This window comes from Dictyobacter kobayashii, assembly GCF_003967555.1.
GTDB lineage: Bacteria > Chloroflexota > Ktedonobacteria > Ktedonobacterales > Ktedonobacteraceae > Dictyobacter > Dictyobacter kobayashii.
In genome coordinates this window covers 1,303,477-1,323,768 of the sequence record NZ_BIFS01000001.1, presented here as the reverse complement: position 1 = coordinate 1,323,768, position 20,292 = coordinate 1,303,477, and the positions used below count along the sequence as shown (strand labels likewise).

Annotated in this window: 14 protein-coding genes and 2 tRNA genes; 10 read left to right on the top strand and 6 right to left on the bottom strand. The window is 48.2% G+C overall.

Features of this window, described 5'->3' with window-relative positions:
- Positions 1-97 precede the first annotated feature (97 nt).
- Entirely contained in the window at positions 98-1,309 is a 1,212-nt protein-coding gene (locus EL645_RS05890) for an acyl-CoA dehydrogenase family protein (protein WP_126549156.1), read from the top strand.
- A gap of 78 nt (positions 1,310-1,387) precedes the next feature.
- Here the strand turns inward: EL645_RS05890 and EL645_RS05885 are convergent, their stop codons facing one another.
- The 5 genes from EL645_RS05885 to EL645_RS05865 all read right to left on the bottom strand — a co-directional run bounded on the left by EL645_RS05885 (position 1,388) and on the right by EL645_RS05865 (position 8,506).
- Entirely contained in the window at positions 1,388-2,128 is a 741-nt protein-coding gene (locus EL645_RS05885) for a hypothetical protein (RefSeq protein ID WP_126549155.1), read from the bottom strand.
- A 709-nt stretch (positions 2,129-2,837) separates the two neighbouring features.
- Positions 2,838-3,971, bottom strand: coding sequence for a glycosyltransferase (locus tag EL645_RS05880; protein ID WP_126549154.1), 1,134 nt, complete (start codon positions 3,969-3,971; stop codon positions 2,838-2,840).
- A gap of 3 nt (positions 3,972-3,974) precedes the next feature.
- Positions 3,975-5,594 (bottom strand): sugar transferase, encoded by a 1,620-nt coding sequence (locus tag EL645_RS05875; RefSeq protein WP_126549153.1) that lies wholly within the window; start codon positions 5,592-5,594, stop codon positions 3,975-3,977.
- 20 nt (positions 5,595-5,614) lie between these two features.
- Positions 5,615-6,793, bottom strand: a complete 1,179-nt coding sequence (locus tag EL645_RS05870) for a glycosyltransferase family 4 protein (protein WP_126549152.1) — start codon at positions 6,791-6,793, stop codon at positions 5,615-5,617.
- Positions 6,794-7,177: 384 nt separating this feature from the next.
- Positions 7,178-8,506, bottom strand: a complete 1,329-nt coding sequence (locus EL645_RS05865; RefSeq protein ID WP_126549151.1) for a zinc-binding metallopeptidase family protein — start codon at positions 8,504-8,506, stop codon at positions 7,178-7,180.
- A 252-nt stretch (positions 8,507-8,758) separates the two neighbouring features.
- Between EL645_RS05865 and EL645_RS05860 the strand changes: the two genes are divergently transcribed.
- The 8 genes from EL645_RS05860 to EL645_RS05825 all read left to right on the top strand — a co-directional run bounded on the left by EL645_RS05860 (position 8,759) and on the right by EL645_RS05825 (position 17,606).
- Positions 8,759-9,622 (top strand): Stp1/IreP family PP2C-type Ser/Thr phosphatase, encoded by an 864-nt coding sequence (locus EL645_RS05860; RefSeq protein WP_126549150.1) that lies wholly within the window; start codon positions 8,759-8,761, stop codon positions 9,620-9,622.
- Positions 9,604-10,080 carry a hypothetical protein gene (locus tag EL645_RS05855; protein WP_126549149.1) on the top strand — a complete coding sequence of 159 codons (477 nt, stop codon included), beginning with the start codon at positions 9,604-9,606 and terminating at the stop codon, positions 10,078-10,080. The genes EL645_RS05860 and EL645_RS05855 overlap by 19 nt, the downstream gene beginning before the upstream one ends.
- Before the next feature lie 530 nt (positions 10,081-10,610).
- Positions 10,611-11,273, top strand: a complete 663-nt coding sequence (locus EL645_RS05850; RefSeq protein WP_126549148.1) for a hypothetical protein — start codon at positions 10,611-10,613, stop codon at positions 11,271-11,273.
- 221 nt (positions 11,274-11,494) lie between these two features.
- The gene (aspS, locus tag EL645_RS05845) at positions 11,495-13,288 is read left to right on the top strand and encodes an aspartate--tRNA ligase (protein WP_126549147.1); all 1,794 of its coding nucleotides are present in this window, start codon (positions 11,495-11,497) and stop codon (positions 13,286-13,288) included.
- 309 nt (positions 13,289-13,597) lie between these two features.
- The gene (locus tag EL645_RS05840) at positions 13,598-14,017 is read left to right on the top strand and encodes an ArsR/SmtB family transcription factor (protein ID WP_218031760.1); all 420 of its coding nucleotides are present in this window, start codon (positions 13,598-13,600) and stop codon (positions 14,015-14,017) included.
- Positions 14,018-14,581: 564 nt separating this feature from the next.
- A tRNA-Arg gene (locus tag EL645_RS05835) sits at positions 14,582-14,657 on the top strand.
- A 132-nt stretch (positions 14,658-14,789) separates the two neighbouring features.
- Positions 14,790-14,865 (top strand) — tRNA-Arg (locus EL645_RS05830).
- A gap of 239 nt (positions 14,866-15,104) precedes the next feature.
- Complete coding sequence (locus EL645_RS05825; protein WP_126549146.1) at positions 15,105-17,606, top strand: ATP-dependent Clp protease ATP-binding subunit; 2,502 nt, start codon at positions 15,105-15,107, stop codon at positions 17,604-17,606.
- Positions 17,607-17,655: 49 nt separating this feature from the next.
- On the opposite strand, the gene EL645_RS05820 is transcribed toward EL645_RS05825, so the two are convergent.
- Positions 17,656-18,141 carry a BsuBI/PstI family type II restriction endonuclease gene (locus EL645_RS05820; RefSeq protein WP_126549145.1) on the bottom strand — a complete coding sequence of 162 codons (486 nt, stop codon included), beginning with the start codon at positions 18,139-18,141 and terminating at the stop codon, positions 17,656-17,658.
- Positions 18,142-18,712: 571 nt separating this feature from the next.
- Between EL645_RS05820 and EL645_RS05815 the strand changes: the two genes are divergently transcribed.
- Positions 18,713-20,209, top strand: coding sequence for an ArnT family glycosyltransferase (locus EL645_RS05815; protein WP_126549144.1), 1,497 nt, complete (start codon positions 18,713-18,715; stop codon positions 20,207-20,209).
- Positions 20,210-20,292 lie beyond the last annotated feature (83 nt).

Here is a 20,292-nt window from a genome sequence, read left to right as displayed (position 1 = left end):
GAATATACGCTATAATAGTAGTGCTGACGAGATATTTATTGTTGAATAGCTCGCTGTATGTGCATGGACAGGCATCGATTGAAGAGGAGTAATTATTATGACTGAACGGTCCCCGGTGGCCCATTCCCATGGAACTGCACAGGCGCCGCTGCCTGCGGCAAGCGATTTATACGCGCTTGACTCAACCTTCTCCGAGGAAGAGCGTATGGTACGCGATACTGTACGTAAATTTGTACGTGAACGTGTCATGCCTATTATTGGAGAGCACTTTGAGGCTGGCACCTTTCCCCGTGAACTCATTCCCGAAATGGCCGAGCTGGGCCTGTTAGGGATGCATTTAGATGGTTATGGTTGTGCGGGCCTGAGCGCGGTCTGCTATGGTCTGGCCTGTCAGGAACTGGAAGCGGGGGATAGTGGTATCCGCTCCTTCGTTTCAGTACAGGGCTCGCTGGCGATGTTCCCTATTTTTGCCTTTGGATCAGAAGAGCAGAAGCAACGCTGGTTACCGCCGATGGCCAGGGGCGAGGTGATTGGTTGTTTCGGCCTCACCGAGCCTGACATTGGTAGTGACGCGGCAAATATGCGCACCACTGCGCGCCGAGATGGTGCTTCTTATATTCTTAATGGAACCAAGATGTGGATTACAAATGGTGGCATTGCTGATCTGGCAGTAGTGTGGGCACGCACAGAAGATGGCGTACGTGGCTTCCTGGTCGAGCGTGGCACGCCTGGCTTCACTACCAGCAATATTCACCGTAAGCTTTCTCTGAGAGCTTCTGTGACCTCTGAGTTGCATTTTGAGGACTGTCGTATTCCGGCTGAGAATATGCTACCCAACGTTCGAGGTATGCGTGGGCCGCTATCATGTTTGAATGAAGCACGCTTCGGTATTGCCTGGGGGACTGTAGGAGCCGCGCGCTCTTGCTATGAAGCGGCCCTGGACTATGCTAAGACGCGAGAACAATTTCAACAGCCCATTGCTCGTTTCCAATTGGTGCAACAAAAGCTGGTGATTATGGCGACCGAGTTGGTTAAGGCACAGTTGCTGGCCTTACAATTGGGACGGCTCAAAGACCAGGGGACATTACATCCAGTGCAAATCTCTGTGGCCAAACGCAACAATGTGCGTGAGGCTTTACATACCGCTCGCGAGGCGCGTTCCATTTTAGGCGCCAATGGTATCACGCTAGAATATCCTATCAGTCGGCACATGAATAATCTGGAGTCTGTCTTCACTTACGAGGGGACAGATGATATTCATACGTTGATTATTGGTCAGGCTATTACCGGGGAGAGTGCTTTTTCCTGATAATGAGAAAGAGGCTGATGCTGATAGAGGAACGCTAGAAAAAAGGAAGCGCCTGACAGGTGCTTCCTTTTATTCCATCTATTTGCTACACGCTGGCACAGGCTGTCCTGGCCCCATATCATTGCTATAATCGGTGACCTTCCAGCTCCCATCATCTAGATCTTTTTGCAGCGTAACCTGCATCTTATAGGGAACGGTGGTAGATCCTTTTGTGCGCTTAATAGTATAAGAATAGATCTGGCTATTATCCTGATTCTGCGCACTGTTCGCTACTTCAGAGTAGTCCTTCACAGGTCCATAACAAGTATCGAGCACCTGAGCCTGTTTGGTAAATTGATCTTGTGACATACGGATCGTAATGGCCGGGCCAAGGTCTTTATAGGCCTGAGCATAATCTTTTGTGTTTAATGCATTCAAGAAATCCGCGGCCGTCACGCTTGGTCCTGCGCTGACATTGATGCCAGTCGCCAGGAAGTATCCAACTGTACAGGCAATGATAGACAGAATGAGAAAAATACCGCCAAATAATAAAATACGCTTGCGCAGCTTTTGTGGTTGGGTCTCTTCATGAATAGGACGTGGCACACGTGGCATCTCGGGAGGCGTATCTACACGTGCCATGCCTGTTGGGCGTTTGGGAATTGCACGATGCTCACTGGTTTTCTGTGAGATCACCTGTTGAATTGCCTGATGTTTACTGGTGCCCTCATTGGGATTGCGCATGACTGCGCGATGCTTATTTGTTCCGTTAAGAGAGGGAAGTCCTTGCGTTGATGGCCTTTCGAATGATCCACTCCCCTGATCTTCTCGTCCTTGCATGCTTGTCCTCCTCGTAAGTCGCAACGTTATGCTCTGATGTGTTGTGGGCTAGTGGCTGCAATGCCGCTTGTAATAATGGTCAATGCCCGCTTGACCATGAAATACCTTTATGTTTTTAGTGTTTGATATACACTGCATGCTTTACGTATGGAAAAGGTAGAGTAAATCTATCTTTTTTTAGTTTACTCCACAATCCAATAAACCTGTTTTACTATAAAGGCTCTAATTTCCACTGTCAACAAGTTGTACTTAGGTGCTAGGAAATGGTATAAATTGCCGGAATCCGGCAATTTATATGCAAATGCTATGGATATATTTTATGTCTATGGGGAGCATGTTGTTTTCATGCGGGCGTGCGCTGGCGCGCCCGAACTCGTTTTATTGGATTTTGTAGGAAATGTGCGAAGCACATTTCCTACAAAATCCAATAAAAAAATATAAGCGCTGATGCGCGAAAGAGCATATAGATGTTTCTTGTGGGATGTGAAAAAGCAGCAGATGTTTTGTGGGGTTTAGAGGAGCGTACAGATGTTTCTTATGAGGAGCGAAAGAGCGTACAAACGTTTTTGTGAGGTGTGGAAGTGCGTACAGATGTTTCTTATGAGGAGCGAAAGAGCGTACAAACGTTTTTGTGAGGTGTGGAAGTGCGTCCCGCGCACTTCCACACCTCACAAAAAAAGGTGCGGGCGCGCCAGCGCCCGTCCGCACACTAGAGTGCCAGATCATTAGCGGAGAATGACAATACAGATTTCTCCTCACTCATCTTGGCTTCAATGAATTGGAGGATGCGACGACTGAAGCGTGAGGTATCGAAGTCGAGGGCATGATTGTGGATGACCAGTGGATCAAAGCGACGCTCATCAAAGGTCGCCAGGACCTGTACCAGGCTCTCTACGGTCTGTTCCTGAAAGAAGACGCCTGTTACCCCATCGATGACCGATGCCAGGGCGCCACCGGCCCCGTAGGCGATAATAGGGCGACCACAGGCCTGTGCCTCCAATGGCGTGATGCCAAAGTCTTCTTCACCGGGGAAAAGGAAGGCCCGGCAGTGTTTAAAGTAATAGATGACCTCTTCATCGGATAAGCGGCCCATAAAACGAATAGTCGGACCAGCCATCTTCTTTAAGCGTTCCTCGTCTCGTCCACCACCAATAATCACCAGTGGCAGCTGGAGACGATTGCAGGCCTGGATCGCTAGATCAAGCCGCTTATAAGGGATCAGGCGACTAAGGGCTAGAAAATAATCTCCAGCCAGCACGTCTGGTTCAAAAGGGAAACGCTGTGCATCGACCGGGGGCGGAATATAGGCAGCCTCCCGCCGATAATACTTACGAATGCGCTCAGCAATTGTCGGCGAATTAGCGATAAAATGATCTACGCGCTGCGAGCTGGTCTGGTCCCAGACACGCAGACCTGTCATCATAAATGGCAATACGCTGCGAGCGACCTTTCCCAGTTGTTCGCGCTCCACATATTCTTCATAGTTCCAGCACCAGCGCATAGGGGTATGACAATAGCAGATGTGCATGGTTCCTGGTCGCGTGATTACACCCTTGCCAAAAGCGCTGGAGCTACTCAACACCAGGTCATAGCCGCGCAGATCCAGATTCTCCATCGCGAAGGGATAGAGAGGCAGATAGGGCTGATGGTGCTTCATGATGAAGGGCATCTTTTGCATAAAAGATGTGCGAATATCCATCTTTTGAAATGCAGGATCGACACGTTTAGGATCATAGATCGATGTGTAGAGAGGCGCATCCGGAAAAATTTCATGAAACGCCAGCACTACACGTTCAGCTCCCCCCATTTGGTTGAGGTAATCATGCACTAAAGCTACTTTCATCTTTTAATATGCTCCTCGGCTGAATAAGATGGCGGGAATTGTGCGCAGAAGAATCTGTATATACAGGCGCAGCGACCAGTTTTCAATATAATAGATGTCCATCAACACCCCTTCATCGAAACTGATATTGCTGCGACCACGGATCTGCCACAGTCCGCTACAACCAGGTTTGATCGCCAGTCGTCCCTTCTGCCATTCCGCATACTGGGCCACCTCGCGTGGCAGTGGTGGTCGTGGACCAACCAGGCTCATTTCGCCTTTGAGCACATTGAAAAGTTGAGGAATCTCATCCAGGCTGGTGCGGCGGATAAAGCGGCCAACCGATGTAACGCGTGGATCTTCGCGCATCTTAAAGATTGGTCCCTGGGCCTCATTCTGACTGAGTAGCTGGGCCAGGCGCTGGTCAGCATCTTTATACATCGAGCGGAACTTTAACATCTTAAAGTGCTTACCATCCAATCCCACACGTTCCTGCTTATAAATGATGGGGCCTGGTGAGGTAAACAGGATGGCCAGTGCGATACAGATGTAGATAGGCGAACCAATAATCAAAGCCAGGGATGAGATGACGATATCGATTGTGCGTGTGATGATACGCTGCGGCGTGTTTAGTGAAGCCTGCTTGATGCCCAGCAACGGAATACCTTCAATGCTCTCCATATCGATGCGCGAGAGATTAAGCTCATAGAGATCTGGGATCAACTTAAATGAAGCACCCAGACGCTCGCACAGCTTAACGCTGCGGATCGCATGATTATTTAGATGTGAAGGCAGGGCAATAATTACCTCATCTACCTGCATAGAGCGAATGACCATCCCAATATCATCGATGGTGCCCAACATTTTGAAGCGGCCAAAGTCGCCAGGAGGCTCGGTCATATCATGTAGAAAGCCAACGACCGAAAAGCCCAGATTAGGGCTGGCGGCCAGGCACTGCATTACCATCTTACCCAGGCGTCCTGAGCCTACCACCAGTACCCGCGTCTCTCCAAGTCCCATGCGATACAGCATGCCCATCACGCCTGAGACGATCAAGCGGCCCGTACAAAGCACTACTATGGTTGCAAACCATATAAATGGAATTAAGAGGCGGGAATTAGGCACCAGGGTATCAGGATCATATTGATTGGTATTTTGAAAAAAGAAAAAGTACGTGATTAAAAAGGCCATCCCGATAGTAGTTGAGATCACAATTGACCAGGCTTGCCGGAACCAGTTACCAGTCAGGCGAATATGGTAGAGGCGGCGCATAGCAAAAATGATGATCAAGCAAGCAACTACACCCGCCCATAGCAACATATAAGAAGAAAATTTTGGATTATTATCGGGGGCCGCGGATGTATAGTAGCCGAAAATCTGCTGCTTCAGCCAATCCAGGACTGGATTTTTTAGCAGGGTTTTAAATCTCAAGAAGTAGGCCAGGTAGCAGGCCGCAAGAATCATAAGCGTATCTAAAACGATCATGAAGACCGTTTCAGCGATACGCCAATGGCGACGGATCGATCGGCGCTCGGAAATGACCTTGGTGATTGGTCCAGTTGCTCCGCCCATCATTTCATGCATTACCTCAGTGGTCGTTCTCGCGCCAGGTGTAGGTTCGTTGTTCTCTATAATTCGAGCCATAATATTTATACTATCTCACACTATTGAACAAACGTTATACGTTGTGATTGATGTATTTTAGCAGCCTGTTCATACGCTGCGATAGTTTTTGCTGCCATCGTTTGAGCCGAGAAGCGCTGTGCGACCGTGGATGCCTGCTGTCGGCACCGCTCACGCAAAGCCGGGTCAGTCAAAGCTTGATAGAGCGCACCAGACAGAGCATGCATATCATTTGGATCAATGCACAGGGCCAGTCCGGCTCCCGCCTCAGGGAGGCTTGAAATGTTCGAGGTTACTACAGGTGTACCGCTGGCCAGTGCCTCCGCGACTGGAATGCCAAAGCCTTCATAAAGTGAAGGATACGCGAAGACCGAAGCGCTTTGATACCAGAGAGCCTGTTCACTATCCGAGACAAAGCCCGGGAATAGAACCTCTTTCTCTAAACCTGATTGGCGCACTTTTTCAAAAATTGTATCATAGAGCCAGCCTTTGCCGCCTGCCAGCACGAGTTTCTCACGAATATGGTACTGTTGTCTTAACTGCGCATAGGCATCGATCAAGGTAGCAATATTTTTGCGCGGCTCTAAAGTGCCCAGGTATAAAATAAAACCCTCCGCAACGCCATATTTTTCGCGGAATGTATCTAATCTGTCTTCTATTGAAACGTTCGAAAAACGCTCGTCGATACACGGATAAATAGTCTGAATACGCTCGTATGGAATTCCAACCAGCTCATGAACATCGCGTTTTGTGCTCTCAGATACTGTGATAAGCATCGAGGCCCGCTTTAAACTCCGAATAGTAAAAGTCTGATGGTACAGGCGTTTGGGGGCTGTAAGCACATGTGGGAAACGTAAAAAGGCCAGATCATGGATGGTTACAATACTGGCACAGCGAGCTGGCAAGTATTCAGGCCGTACATTGACTGGAGAATGGAGCACATCAATCTGTCGCTGGCGTACCAACCTGGGCAACGTGAATTGTTCCCAGGCAATGCGTACCGCCGGTTTTGACTCGGGCCAGGGGGCGGAAACAAAGGTTATTTGTGGATGTTGTTCAAGCTGCTCTATGACATCTTGTCCATTTACAAATACTGTATAGGTGTGATCCCCGGGTTCTTTAGCAATCTGGGTGAGTAAATAGCGAATATAGCGGCTGACACCACCATTGCGATAGCTCTGACCGTAGGATAACAACTGTGCGTTGATGCCGATGTGCATTCTCGTGGCGTTCTCCTCATCAGACTTCTAATGCCAGCGTGTACTAAGCTAAGATGGAAGATTGCGAAAGACGTAACTCACGTGACGAAGAGGGTTTCTCCATCAGTTATTGCTATATAACGTCTTTGATTTTTGCGTGGTCACAAAGCTAGTTATGTTGACCCGTTGATCTCCTCTTCCCTTGCATTAGAAGTATGTTTTGCAACTCATCTTTGGCAAGTGCGCAGGGCATGAATTAAATATCCCTGAAAATAAGTAGCGCCCTGGTACTCTTGAAGCGTATGCATTTTCTATAGAACAAATACGTATGTGACATGTTGCATAGGAGCAACATGCACATATCCCAGTATACTCTGCTCTCCAGAATTGGCCTAGTAAATGGCACTAATGGCTTGATAGATTGCTTGTCAGGCCTTTATAGCTGAAGAGTAAAAGCACATTTTGCTTGATAGATTCCAATAATTGAGGATGGTTTATGGCTGTGCTTGATTGTACTGCTAATGGTGTAACGATTCCAATAGTAGGTACACCGAGCTGGTTTGCAAGTAAAGAGTACGCAGAGTGATCGGCTGTCAGTGGAAGCAGTAGCGGAGCCTGTGGCGCAACGGCACTTATCGCTTGCTGCAGGCGTTGTACTAACGGTTCGCGGACAGAAATAGCGGCAGGCAGGCTGGCGGAAATCAGATCACACTGTACCGGATAAGACATATGGGTATGAAAATGCTGTTGAAGTTGTGTGAAGATCTCATAAGGATCTTGATCAGGAACCAGGCGCAAATCAAGCCTGGCCCGCGCCTGGGCTGGGATAAAATCGTCCCTTCCTGAGTCTGAGATAGGATCAACTGTGTTAGTGTGTTGTTCAGCAGTTGGGCTGCTAAGGAGAGTGATCGTACAGGTTGGAGTAAGAAAATGGGCGTAGTGCTGCTGAATACCTTCGAGATCCATGAGCAACCTTTCTGTGCCCCAGGAACGTATAAGGTCAGAGTGGGTATCAGGTAGATGAGAGATCGCCTCAATCGCCTCATCTTCTGGAGATCGCACGTGATCATAGAAACCTGTTAATAAAATATCTTCTCGTGAATCTTTTAAGGCTGCCAGGGCCCATACTAACTGCCACGCCGCGTCGGGTGCGATGGCTCCATAACTGGCTGGAATGGGCCGGGTAGCGGTCTGGAGCGAAACTTCTGCCAGTAAATGGCCCTTTCTACCTAATAGAAGTTCAGTTTGCGTGGCCACTTTGCTTATTTCATGTTTTGTGGTATACAAGATACAGCCATCTGCCTGCAATAGTGATCGTTGTTCGGTTAATAAGCGCTCAAGGTCGTCAGAAGATCGCGAGGGCTGACAATCAATCAACCATTTAATATTGACGGGAAGCTGATTGAAGTGCTTGCAATAGGCATGCATTGCAGCCAGTTGTGAGAGTAGCGGAAATGCTACCTGCTGTACTGCCATAGATGGTGTATATTTTACATAAAAAAGCAACGTTTGTGGTGCTTGGGCTATATATTCACCATAGAGAACAAACTGATCCGGGTCCAGGTATTGTGTTAAAAAGCCATAGTGACGCAAAAGTGCTAACCAGATATCTTGTATCTTTTGCGCTGGTGAAGTATAAATTTGAGTAGAGATAGCTTGCCAATCTTCCAGGTACAAAGGGGACTGGTCATTAATAGTTTGTAAAAGAAGCCGTTGAACTGTTGATAATGCCATAAACCCTCTGCCTTCCTGGTATGGTGCTGCTAGTACCGCCGTCTATATATCTTGCATGCCGAGGTTTGAAAGAGTATACTCATGTGCAGTGAGCGGTATAAGTAGTAGGCGAGTGAGAAGATCGCAGCAAAAGAAATGTGTATTACGTTGCGTTTTTCTCTGTATCGGTGTATTATAGCCTAAAGTTCCAGCAACTGCCTAGTGGGCAGTGCGCACAAATCGAGAGCTACTGAAGTACGGGAGAGAAGCGCGTTGTCCAAACAACTCCGGCTCGATGTCGCACAGCTAACAGATGTTGGCCGTAAACGTCCCCATAATGAAGATAATATGGCCTATGTCATTCCAAGAGACAGCCAGGTTATGACCAAAAAGGGTGCGCTCTTTATCGTGGCTGATGGCATGGGGGGACATGCAGCAGGGGAAGTGGCGAGCGAAATCGCTGTAGACACAGTGAGCAATGTCTATTACCAAGATGAGAATGATGATATCCCTCTCTCATTGATGAATGCGATTAAAAGAGCAAATGCGTTAATTCATCAACGGGCGGCAGAAAACATGATGCGAAGTGGTATGGGTACTACCTGTGTAGCGGCAGTGCTACGTGGTGGGGTCGCCTATATCGCCAATGTCGGGGATAGTCGTGCATACATGGTACGCCATGGTCAGGCGAAACAAATATCGCAGGACCATTCCTGGGTAGAAGAACAGGTACGTGCGGGTTTATTGACAAAAGATCAGGCCCGTTCACATGCGCAGCGCAATGTGATTACACGTGCCCTGGGTACACAGGCCGAAGTCGAGGTGGATGTTTTCACCGAGATTTTGGAGGATGGTGATACCTTTGTCCTTTGTTCAGATGGGCTTTCGGGTCCGGTGGGTGAAGAAGATCTGCGTGCGATTGTCAATCAATATTTGCCACAAGAGAGTGTTTATCACCTGGTAGAGCGGGCCAATGAAAATGGTGGGCCTGATAATATTACCGCCATTGTGGTGCGTGTCCAGGAAGCCGGTGATGATATTCCTGAAACACTACAGCACCCGGTGCATGCTGGTGGGAGCAGCCATGTCGCTGATGAGAGCACGGCTGTTCTGGTCGTGTGCCTTCTTCCTCGCTAGGGGTTTCCGCCGCTACGCGGGTTGAGGATGGCCGTGTTACCAGTCGGCCTCTGCCGCCACCTGAGCAGGCATTTATTTCTTCCAAGGGTTTTACCGCACCTCAGGCCGCTGTGACTGTGCCGAGGCGTAAACGCAATCGTTTGCTACTGCCGACCATTGTGATTGCTGTATTACTGGTGGTCGCCATAGTAGGAGGTGGTGCCTGGTGGTATTTTTTGCGACCCTCAAGTGCCCAGACTACGTTAGATAATGCCAGTACCCTGATCACTCAGGCAAAGTCCAACCTGTCCTCTAAGCCAGACCAAGCCCTGGCCAGTCTGACGCGAGCGCAGCAGGAATTGCATAGTCTGAATGATGCCTCACTTAATCCACAGCAAAGCAATCAGTTAACGAGCCTGCAAAATGATCTGACTGCTGAATTTAAGACGGCCGTGGCCAATTTTAATCAGCAGCATTAGCTGTGACGCTACCTGTACAATCTGCTCCAGTTACTTGTGCCACTCGATGGCGACGTAATTTTAATCAGCAAGCATTAAGCTGTGAGCTACCTGTACAAATTCTCGCTCCATTACTTGATTGAATGGACCCACAAGTACAGACCACTCGATGCGACGTTACTGATGGATTAAGGATCACCGGCAGACTTATTCTGGGGGACGGTTTTGGTTTATCAGACCAAATGATCAGCATAACTTTACAAAAACCACAAGCAGCGCTTGGAAATGAAAAGATCTCCTCTTAGCGAGTGATAACCAAGTACTCTATACATTTGACTTCCGCTCAAAAGCCGGGGTGATTATCGTTTTGCACGCATAAAGTGGCAGAACGGTAAATTGAACCGAAAAAATCAATAACGCACCATCATCAAAACCCGAACTGAATCACTGGACAGACGCCGCTTTTATTGACTGCCTGGGGAGGTGAGATTTATGTTATCTCTGCTCACCAGTCAGTCCAATCAAAATCAAAGCAAATCTGCTCAATTATCATGTCAGATAAGTTTGATAAAGATCCTGAGACAGCCCATATTTCTATTTCGACTGGCCTGGTCAGTGCCGCGGCATTGCCAAATGGGCAACTCTTTTTATTGCATAGCGATGGCCAGATCAGAAGCCTGCAATTTAGTACAGCCAAGCCTTTGGAGGGCGGGGTCCTGGTACAACAGACCGTCAATACGCCCTGGTTTCAGGATGCGCAAACCTTTAATGTGGCCACTCCAGTAGCCACACCAACGGCTCCAATTGTTAAATTTTTAACCATACCACCTCCAACGTCCCAGACGCGACAATCGTTGCTCTCGGTCGGCATGATTAATAATGCAGCCCATCTATTTGTGGTGGATAATACCAATCACCGTGTGTTGAACTTCGTGGTTAAGCCAGCGAATAATTCAACACCTGCGGCCAGTGCAACGGCTTCCGCAACCCCAAATAGTGTTGGTGGAGGTTTTATTGGCCCGGCCAATAATTTACCAAGCGCCAGTTTAGAGCAGCAGTATGTATCAGCGAACGTTGTCAATGGTGTTAAAAGCAGCGCTTTCGATGCTCGCACCAATCAAGTCAACCTGTTAGCAGGTGCCAGCAACTCTGCCGCCACCAACCAGGTTGCTATCAATGTCTCTTCAACCACGGCCTGCCACCCGACGCCTTAGAGGATTGACGACCGTGCCACAATAAGAGAAAGAGATCTGTTTCACTGCTGTTAACTTTCGGGTGCAGCAGTGATTTTTAGTAACGACATAGAAAAGCTCCAGAAGTCAGTGGCGGCCGTTGTGGATGTCGAATGATCCTCTTATGACCGAGCATGCAAAACATATCCAGACGCTTGATGCCGTCTATGGTTTCTGTAATAGCTTAAAGGAGTGATACTCACGTGGGTTTTGAGGTGCAATACCGCACGCATACGTGTGGTGAATTAAATGCGTCTTCAGTGGGCCAGGTAGTCAAATTGGCTGGTTGGGTTAACCGGCGCCGTGACCATGGCGGACTTATATTCTTAGATATCCGTGATCGCTATGGCATGACGCAGGTTGTCTGCGACCCCGAAAAGTCGGCTGAAGCCCATAAAGCAGCCACTGAGCTGCGTTCAGAATTTGTGGTACAGGTAACAGGTAAAGTCGTACGTCGTCTGCCTGGCACAGAAAATCCACAGTTAAGTACCGGTGAGATTGAGATCGCGGCAGAGAATATTCAAATCTTAAACCCTGCTCGCACAACTCCTTTCCCCATCAGTGATACTGTGCAGGTCGATGAATCGCTCCGTTTGAAATATCGCTACCTTGACCTGCGTCGTCCTCGTATGCGCGAGAATGTAATCTTAAGGCATCGTGTTGTAAAAGCCATGCGAGATTACCTGGATGAGCGCGGCTTCATTGAAGTAGAGACACCTATCCTGATGAAGAGCACGCCAGAAGGTGCTCGTGACTATCTGGTACCTAGCCGTCTTTACCCTGGCGAGTTCTATGCACTGCCCCAGTCGCCTCAGCAGTTGAAGCAGCTGTTGATGGTGGGTGGATTGGACCGTTATTTCCAGATTGCGCGTTGTTTCCGCGATGAAGATCAGCGAGCCGATCGCCAGCCTGAATTTACGCAGTTGGACCTGGAAATGTCCTTTGTCTCTGAAGAAGATGTGATGTCTTTGATCGAGAAGCTGCTGATCCATCTGATTGAGACTGCAACTAACAAGCGTATCAAACAGCGTCCGTTTCCCCGCTTGAGCTATAAGGAAGCGATGGATCGCTATGGCTCGGATCATCCCGATTTGCGTTTTGAGCTGCCCCTGGTAGAGATTTCCGATCTGGCCAGCGCAGGCAATTTTGGCGTCTTTAAAGGTGCTCTGGCTGCCAATGGGATGGTTAAAGGCATTAAAGTTCCTGGAGCCAGCACCTATAGCCGTAAAGAGGTGGATGAACTCACCGAATTTGCGCGTACCCTGGGCGCCAAGGGCCTGGTCTCGCTGGCAATCAGCGCCAATGGTGATATTAAATCACCGTTGACTAAATTTATGACCGCCGAAGAAGTACAGGCTATCGTTGACCGCCTTGAGGGCAAACCTGGAGATCTGCTCCTCTTTGTTGCCGATAGTGCCAAGGTCAGTAATGACGTTCTCTTCCGCTTACGCAACAAACTGGCCGAGCGGCTGAACCTGATCGATCCAGACGAGATGGCTCTATGCTGGGTCGTCGATTTCCCACTATTCCATTATGATGAAGAGCTCAAACGCTATGATGCTGAGCATAATCCCTTCTCAGGCATGGACGAAGCCGATATCAGCCATCTAGACAGTGATCCTCTTAATGTCCGCGCCCGGCAGTATGACATCATCTGTAATGGTTTTGAGATTGGCGGTGGTAGTGTTCGTATTAACGTTGCTGAACTGCAGCGCAAAGTTTTCTCATTGATGAATATGACCGATGAGCAGATTAAAGAGCAATTTGGTCATATGCTGGAAGCTTTTGAGTATGGAGCCCCTCCCCATGGGGGCATCGCGCTGGGTATCGATCGCTTGATTATGCTGCTCGCTGACGCGGACAGCATTCGAGAGGTTATTGCTTTCCCCAAGACGCAGAGCGCCATGGATCTGTTGATGGGCGCACCAGCGCCAGTTGAAGACAAGCAGCTGAAAGAGCTGCATCTTAATGTGCGGCCCGAGGAAAAACACCAGTAACCGTTTAAGAGGGTAATTGTAACCACTTCTACAGAAAAAGGCGTCGATATAAGCACCACGGTGCTTATATCGACGCCTTTTTCTATGTTTTTCTTCATCATTGTATTAGCATTAATGAATATTTATTTGTTTTTTGCGGCTTTATGAAAAGCTAAATAAGGTGCTTTAAAAAATTTAAAAACGAAAAGATGCATATTAGTGACTAACAATTTGGATAGAGTTCTATAATAATTGTAGGTATACACATACCATAAGCCACAAATCTATTATAGGTTTTACATCCGGTTGGGAGGATGGAAGGAGAAGAAAATGACATCGATGAATCAGGGAAATGCAAATCGAACAACTTCAGTTCCAAATGGTGCAGCAAACACGGTCGGGATGCTCAATAGGCAAACTGCCCCTTTAAACAACCCCAGCGTTATTACGCCAAAATTTGTACCCACGCTGACAGAAGAAGATGCCGTTGTACAGGCCCGTTTATTAAAAGCGCTTGCTGATCCAACCCGCTTACGTATCCTGAGTTTATTGAGTCGTCATGAAGGGGAAGTATGTGTCTTTGAAATCGTAGAGAGCTTCACTCTGGAGCAGCCGACCATTTCACATCATCTACGTATCTTAAGAGACGCTGGCCTGGTGGACTGTCGTAAGAAGGGTTTGTGGGCTTACTATTATGTCCGCCGCGATGCCCTTAATCGTGCCCGTGACGTAATTGATGGACTTGCATAATCTGCCATCAGTATAGCCATATGTTGTTCATTTGGATGAGCGGTGTTTCCAAATGTTTCAGTACGTAGGCTATTCAGATCAATGAGGATGGCTAGCAGGGATCTAATATGTTTTTCAAGCATGAATTTGTATGCTATAGCTGAGATGTGGCGATAATGCTCGCTAATGGCGAGCGGCGTTCAAGTTGCTTTTTACCATTATGATCAAGCTTCATCTCTCTACTTAAATAAGCATCAAGGATGTGTCCAAGCGTTTTCTGGGATATTTTTCACCAATTGATGTTGCGATTACATGATCCCTATGGCCTGAAGTGTTTTAAGGGGGTTCCACATAGCTGGAACCCTTTTTGTTTTCTTGCACGCCAGTCCTGGCTCCGTTCACTTTTTTTATCTGGTCTGTCGGGCGCCACCAGCTATTCACGAGCAATTTTTGTTATATGGCCGAAAACATATTGACAAATACCAGTGGCTCTGATATTATTATCTCCGTCAGTGAGAGACATAAAAAACCAGGAGGACCCTTACAGGCCTCTTGATCACATGTCCATCAAGCATACTGATATGAGTACTCGTAGCTCAGTGGATAGAGCAACAGATTGCGGATCTGTAGGTCGTAGGTTCAACTCCTATCGGGTACACCACGCATAGAGCTTTGCCCTATGTATCGCTCATAGCGTAAAGCTCTTTAATGTGTAAAGGTTTCTGTTTAGAGAGCCTTGACGTTTTTCAGAGAATCTGCTATAATTTCTGACAGATGTCGAAAGACAGGTTGAGTACCCGTAGCTCAGTGGATAGAGCAACAGATTGCGGATCTGTAGGTCGTAGGTTCAACTCCTATCGGGTACGCCACTTAAAAGGATTAGCTTTAAAAGCTGGTCCTTTTTTTGTGCACCTCTTTGAGCGTAATTGTTATCCTCTCTACTTCTCACTATATCTGTTACTAACCTCTTCTGAAGATGTGTAATTTACAGGGACTTTCTCCCCTAATTTATCTGCCATCTATTCATGGCTCTGCTAAAAAAAGCAGTCCTCCCGATATGTATTTCATAAGATACTGCGATTGATAGTGACGTCATAAGGAGAGAGAGATGGGGAGATATGACAAATATAGCCCGGATGTGCGACAGGTCATCGCATTTGCTCGTGAGGAAGCCCAACGTTTACGGCATCGCTTGATTGGCTCTGAGCATCTGCTGCTTGGCATCTTGAGATTGCAAGATACGTTGATCGAGGGCTTATTTGCGTCTCTACATGTAAGTACTATGAGCATTACCCAGGCCTTAGATTTCGTAATTGGGCGTGGCAATAAAGCTATTTTAAGTGAGCCGTCATTAAATGTGGCGGCTCGGGCCACACTGGCGCGGGCGGAAGAGGTCGCGAACGAAGGGGAGATGGGGCTGGTCAGTTTGGAGCACTTGTTTCTGGCCATTTTGGAGGAGCAGAATAGTGTGGCATTAGGGGTGCTGGAGAGCTTTGGCATTCACCTGGATGTGGCCCGTGACCAATTTTCTGCTTTGATGAATGGAGGCTATGAACGCCTGCTCTTGTCCACCCAATATCATACTCGCTATGAGGCCACACCAATGCTTAACCAGGTTAGCCGTGATCTTACACTGGCCGCCCTCGAAGGATTATTGGACCCTTTGATTGGACGTGAGGTCGAGCTTGAACGTACCATGCAAATCTTGTCGCGGCGAACCAAAAACAATGCTGCCCTGATTGGCTCGGCAGGAGTGGGAAAGACGGCGATTGCTGAGGGCCTGGCTCTGCGTATTGTGCAAGGACGCGTACCGGACAACTTATTGAACCACCGGATTGTTGCTATTGATGTTGGTTCGCTGGCAATTGGCACTAAATTTCGTGGTGATCTGGAGGAACGGCTCAAACATATTCTGCATGAGATTATGATAACACCAGCTATTATTGTCGTTATTGATGAACTGCATACCCTGGCTCAGGCAGGGGTAGCAGAGGGTTCACTGGATGTGGCCAATTTGTTTAAACCTATGCTGGCCCGTGGTGAGTTCCAGTGCATTGGTGCGACCACCCTGGATGAGTATCGCAAGACCATCGAAGCTGATCCCGCCCTTGAGCGTCGTTTTCAACCTGTTATGGTCTCTGAAACCACACCTGAAGAGACCTTGCAAATCTTACAGGGTCTACGACCACGTTATGAGGAATTTCATGGTCTAAAGCTAAGTGATGAGGCATTGCAGGCGGCCGTAAAAATGTCCATACGCTATATTCCGAATCGTTTTCAGCCCGACAAAGCTTTAGATGTCCTGGATGAGGCGGCGGCCCGTGTTTGTGTTCGGCGCTCATTTTTTTCTGATGATATATTGCATATGCGCGATACACTAGATGCTGTACATCACGAGAAAGATAATGCCATTACCAGGCGTGATTTCCCCCAGGCCGCCTATTTGTTACGTCAGGAGCGTCAGTTGCGCCAGGATTTATGGCAAGCTGAGCAGGATTGGTATAGCTTCCATCGCGAACATGGTCCCGTTGTGATGGCAGAGGATATCGCGGCCGTCGTAGCGATGTGGACTGGTATTCCGGTTGTACAAATAGCTGGCGAGGAGCGCCTCAGGTTACTTAATCTGGAGGTTGACCTGCATAAGCGTGTAATTGGACAGCACGAGGCTGTGCAGGCGGTTGCCAGGGCTATCAGGCGCTCACGAGCAAATGTACGCGATAGCCGGCGCCCAATCGGTTCTTTCATCTTCGTGGGCCCAACTGGTGTAGGTAAAACGGAGCTGGCCCGTGCCCTGGCGTTCACTTTGTTTGGGAATGAAGAGGCGATGTTAAAACTGGATATGTCGGAGTTTATGGAGAGTCATCATGCTTCGCGCCTGATCAGTGCTCCTCCTGGATATGTTGGCTATGATCAGGCTGGTCAGTTGACTGAAGCGGTGCGTCGTCGACCATATAGCGTGGTGCTGTTCGATGAGATTGAGAAGGCTCACCCCAAGGTGTTTGATCTACTCTTACAGATGTTAGAGGATGGTTGTTTGACTGATGCTCATGGAGTGCGGGTAGATTTTCGCCATACCATTATCATTCTGACTTCTAACATTGGAACTACCCATACGCAGCCCGGGACAATGCTCTTTACCAGTCGCCATCGTGAACAAGAGCAGCGCCAGGCTCGCTACTTGCATATGCAAGAGCAGATACTTAAAGGACTAAAAGAAGTCTTCCGGCCTGAATTGCTTAATCGTATTGATGAGACAGTGGTTTTTCATCCTCTTGAGCTCTCACACCTGCGTGAAATTGTTGATCTCATGGTTGCTCAGACGCAGCAGCGTGTGGCTGCCCGCTTTATCGAGTTGCAGGTCACTGATGAGGCGCGCACCTTTCTCGTCGAGCGTGGTTACAGCACCGAATATGGTGCTCGCCCTCTCAGGCGCACCGTACAGCGTCTGCTGGATGATACCCTGGCTGAGGCACTCTTACGTGGCACCTTTAAGCCGGGTGATATCATACTTGCCGATGTCGTGAACGACGAGATCGCGATTAGCGTGCAACCCTATGGCGATGATGCCATCATTGCCAGTATTAATGGTCAGGGACATGCGGCAGCCTGAGTATGCTATGTCAAAGTTCATGTACGCGCCTCAATTTATTGGTCCGGACTCACCAGTGGAAGATAATGTGTTCGGGAGCATGGGCGAGCCAGGTATAGGTTCCCCAGGCAATCTGGCTGGCAATTTGCTTATAGTCATGAAAATCGTAACATGAGCTGATATAAATGCGCCGTAGAGGACATGCTAGCATCAGCTGTTCCAGGAAATGTTTGCGCCCATAAGAAATGCTGCCATGGCGATTGAGTACATCAATACAGAATAGGACCTGCTTTTTGGCTTGATAGAGTAGAATATCAGGTAGGTCGGATGGGTGAACGTTGGCCACACCAAGTTGTTGTAGCTGCTCTCGTTCAAAAATTGCAATTGTATTGGCCTGATCCTGGAGGTGCAAGAGATAGGCGTTTGGAACATAGCGCGGCACAAAAAGTTCGATGGTATCGACCAATAATGAATTGTGGCGTGCTGGACCCGGTGAGGCAAAAAAGAAATGTGCTCCATCCAATTTTTTGAGTGTTGTCTGATGTATCGGTTGCATGTCAACTCCTATCTTAAGAAGAATCAGCCGAGGTGTTCATCTAACTTCCTTATTAAAAGCTATACCCTTTAAAGGTGGCAAAAAGGAAAAAATATTTGCTACTGGTAGCGGAATGCTTAAAATGGTACTGATAAATTGAGATTGGATGGATATGACCTCTTGACCGCAGGCCAGGTAATTCCCTATACTTGGGATCAAATAGTGATACTTGCTGGCTGGCTATAGTGGCCTTTGTCTGGCCAGGCGCCATAAGAGAAAGGGAAGACGTGAAGCCAATTGTACGCTGGCAATTCTGGATGTTGTTGGGCCTGGTTATACTAGGTTGTGGCTTGCGTCTTTATGGATTGAACTGGGATGCAGGCAACAGTTTCCATCCAGATGAGCGACAGATTCTCTTCCATGTAACTGCCCTTGGCTGGCCAAATAGTTGGGCCGAGTTTATAAATCCAGTCCGCTCCCCGCTCAATCCTCAGTTTTTTGCTTATGGATCTTTTCCTATCTACTTATTGGCTCTGATCGGGCATCTCATGGGTTATAACCTGCACGATCCCAAAAATTTTGCCCCCTTACCCTGGTCGGTCGTGTTGTCTCGGCTGTTTTTGATAGTGGAACCATTCTGCTCACCGGTCGCCTGGCGGGTGTGCTGGCGCGCCGGACCAAACAATTGCGCTCGCATGCCTGGTATGTCGCATTGCTGGCGGCCGCCCTCCAGGTGTTTATACCCTTACACCTGCAATTGTCACACTTTTACGCGGTAGATACCCTGCTGGCTTTTTTTGTAGTATTAACTATCTTCGCCTGTGTAATGTGGGTGGATAGTCAGCGACCATTTCTATGGGCGGGCCTGGCTGGCGTGGCGTATGGATTAGCGATGGCGACCAAATTTAGTGCCGCTCCCCTGGTTTTCTCGCTGTTGATCGCGGGCTGGCTACGCTGGCGGCAGCGTCGTGATTTCTTCGATTTCGCCGTGGATTTCTTCTGGGCCGCGATCTTAATGGTCTTTGTCTTCTTCTTTACCCAACCTTATGCTTTAATGGATATGCCCAACTTTATCCAGCAAGTTTCGGAGCAAGGTAGCCTGGTGCGAGGCTCATTGGACCTACCCTATGTACGACAATTTGTTGGTACGCTGCCTTTTATTTATCAAGGGCAGAATTTATTGCTCTGGGGTATGGGTATTACGGCGGGCGTTAGCGCTATTGCTGGTTGTCTCTGGCTGCTCTGGTTTCTACGCCGTAATCTGAATAGCAGCTGGTTGATTGTCATCGTCTGGGTGGTTGTTTATGGCGGTATCGTGGGGAGCTTCTATGTAAAGTTTATGCGTTACCTGCTTCCTATCTATCCCTTTCTGACCGTGATTGCGGCTGCGTTCCTGGTGGTCTTGTTGCAGCGCATTGGCCAGTTTGATCATCACTACATGGAGCGTTTTGCCTGGCTCAAACCCTGTCTACAGGCGCTGCTACTCTTTATTATTCTGGGTGGTACCATCTTTCAGGGACTGGCTTTGCTGAATGTATATAGTGAGCCTAATACGCGCATTCAAGCGTCTAACTGGATCTATCAGCATATTGCTCCTGGCAGTGTCCTGACTTATGAACAATGGGATGATGCTTTACCCTTTCCGGTGGGAAAACATACACCTGAACAGTACACGCAGGCGACGTATATGGACTCTAATGGTCAGTCTACGACCGGATTAGATCTCTATGGAGATGATACGCAAGCCAAAGCCCAACAGCTGGCGACCCTGTTGCCCACGGTTAATGTGATTGCTATGCCCACAGATCGCCTTGATAAGTCGATTCCACGCGCGCCTGAACGCTATCCCCTGACAATCCGCTATTATCAATTGCTTTTTAGTGGTCAACTGGGTTTTCATCTGGCCGCGCAATTTGAAAATCATCCCCATCTCTTTGGGATTACCCTGGATGATAGTAGCGCGGATGAAAGTTACTCTGTATTTGATCACCCCACCGCACGTATCTTTGTGCGCGATCCCCATTATCCCTATACCTCACAGCAACTGCTTGAAAAGCTGATGGCAGGTCTAAATCTGCCTCCCAAATAGGCTTTTTTCTGTTATATTGCGATTAGTACTTTTATCCTTGGGTAGGATTACATATTCCATCTCCCCCTGCCAGTTTTTCGTCT

Coding starts and splice junctions, on each gene's coding strand:
- EL645_RS05890 (WP_126549156.1), top strand. CDS start 98: ATGACTGAACGGTCCCCGGTGGCCCATTCCCATGGAACTGCACAGGCG.
- EL645_RS05885 (WP_126549155.1), bottom strand. CDS start 2,128: ATGCAAGGACGAGAAGATCAGGGGAGTGGATCATTCGAAAGGCCATCA.
- EL645_RS05880 (WP_126549154.1), bottom strand. CDS start 3,971: ATGAAAGTAGCTTTAGTGCATGATTACCTCAACCAAATGGGGGGAGCT.
- EL645_RS05875 (WP_126549153.1), bottom strand. CDS start 5,594: ATGGCTCGAATTATAGAGAACAACGAACCTACACCTGGCGCGAGAACG.
- EL645_RS05870 (WP_126549152.1), bottom strand. CDS start 6,793: ATGCACATCGGCATCAACGCACAGTTGTTATCCTACGGTCAGAGCTAT.
- EL645_RS05865 (WP_126549151.1), bottom strand. CDS start 8,506: ATGGCATTATCAACAGTTCAACGGCTTCTTTTACAAACTATTAATGAC.
- EL645_RS05850 (WP_126549148.1), top strand. CDS start 10,611: ATGTCAGATAAGTTTGATAAAGATCCTGAGACAGCCCATATTTCTATT.
- EL645_RS05840 (WP_218031760.1), top strand. CDS start 13,598: ATGACATCGATGAATCAGGGAAATGCAAATCGAACAACTTCAGTTCCA.
- EL645_RS05825 (WP_126549146.1), top strand. CDS start 15,105: ATGGGGAGATATGACAAATATAGCCCGGATGTGCGACAGGTCATCGCA.
- EL645_RS05820 (WP_126549145.1), bottom strand. CDS start 18,141: ATGCAACCGATACATCAGACAACACTCAAAAAATTGGATGGAGCACAT.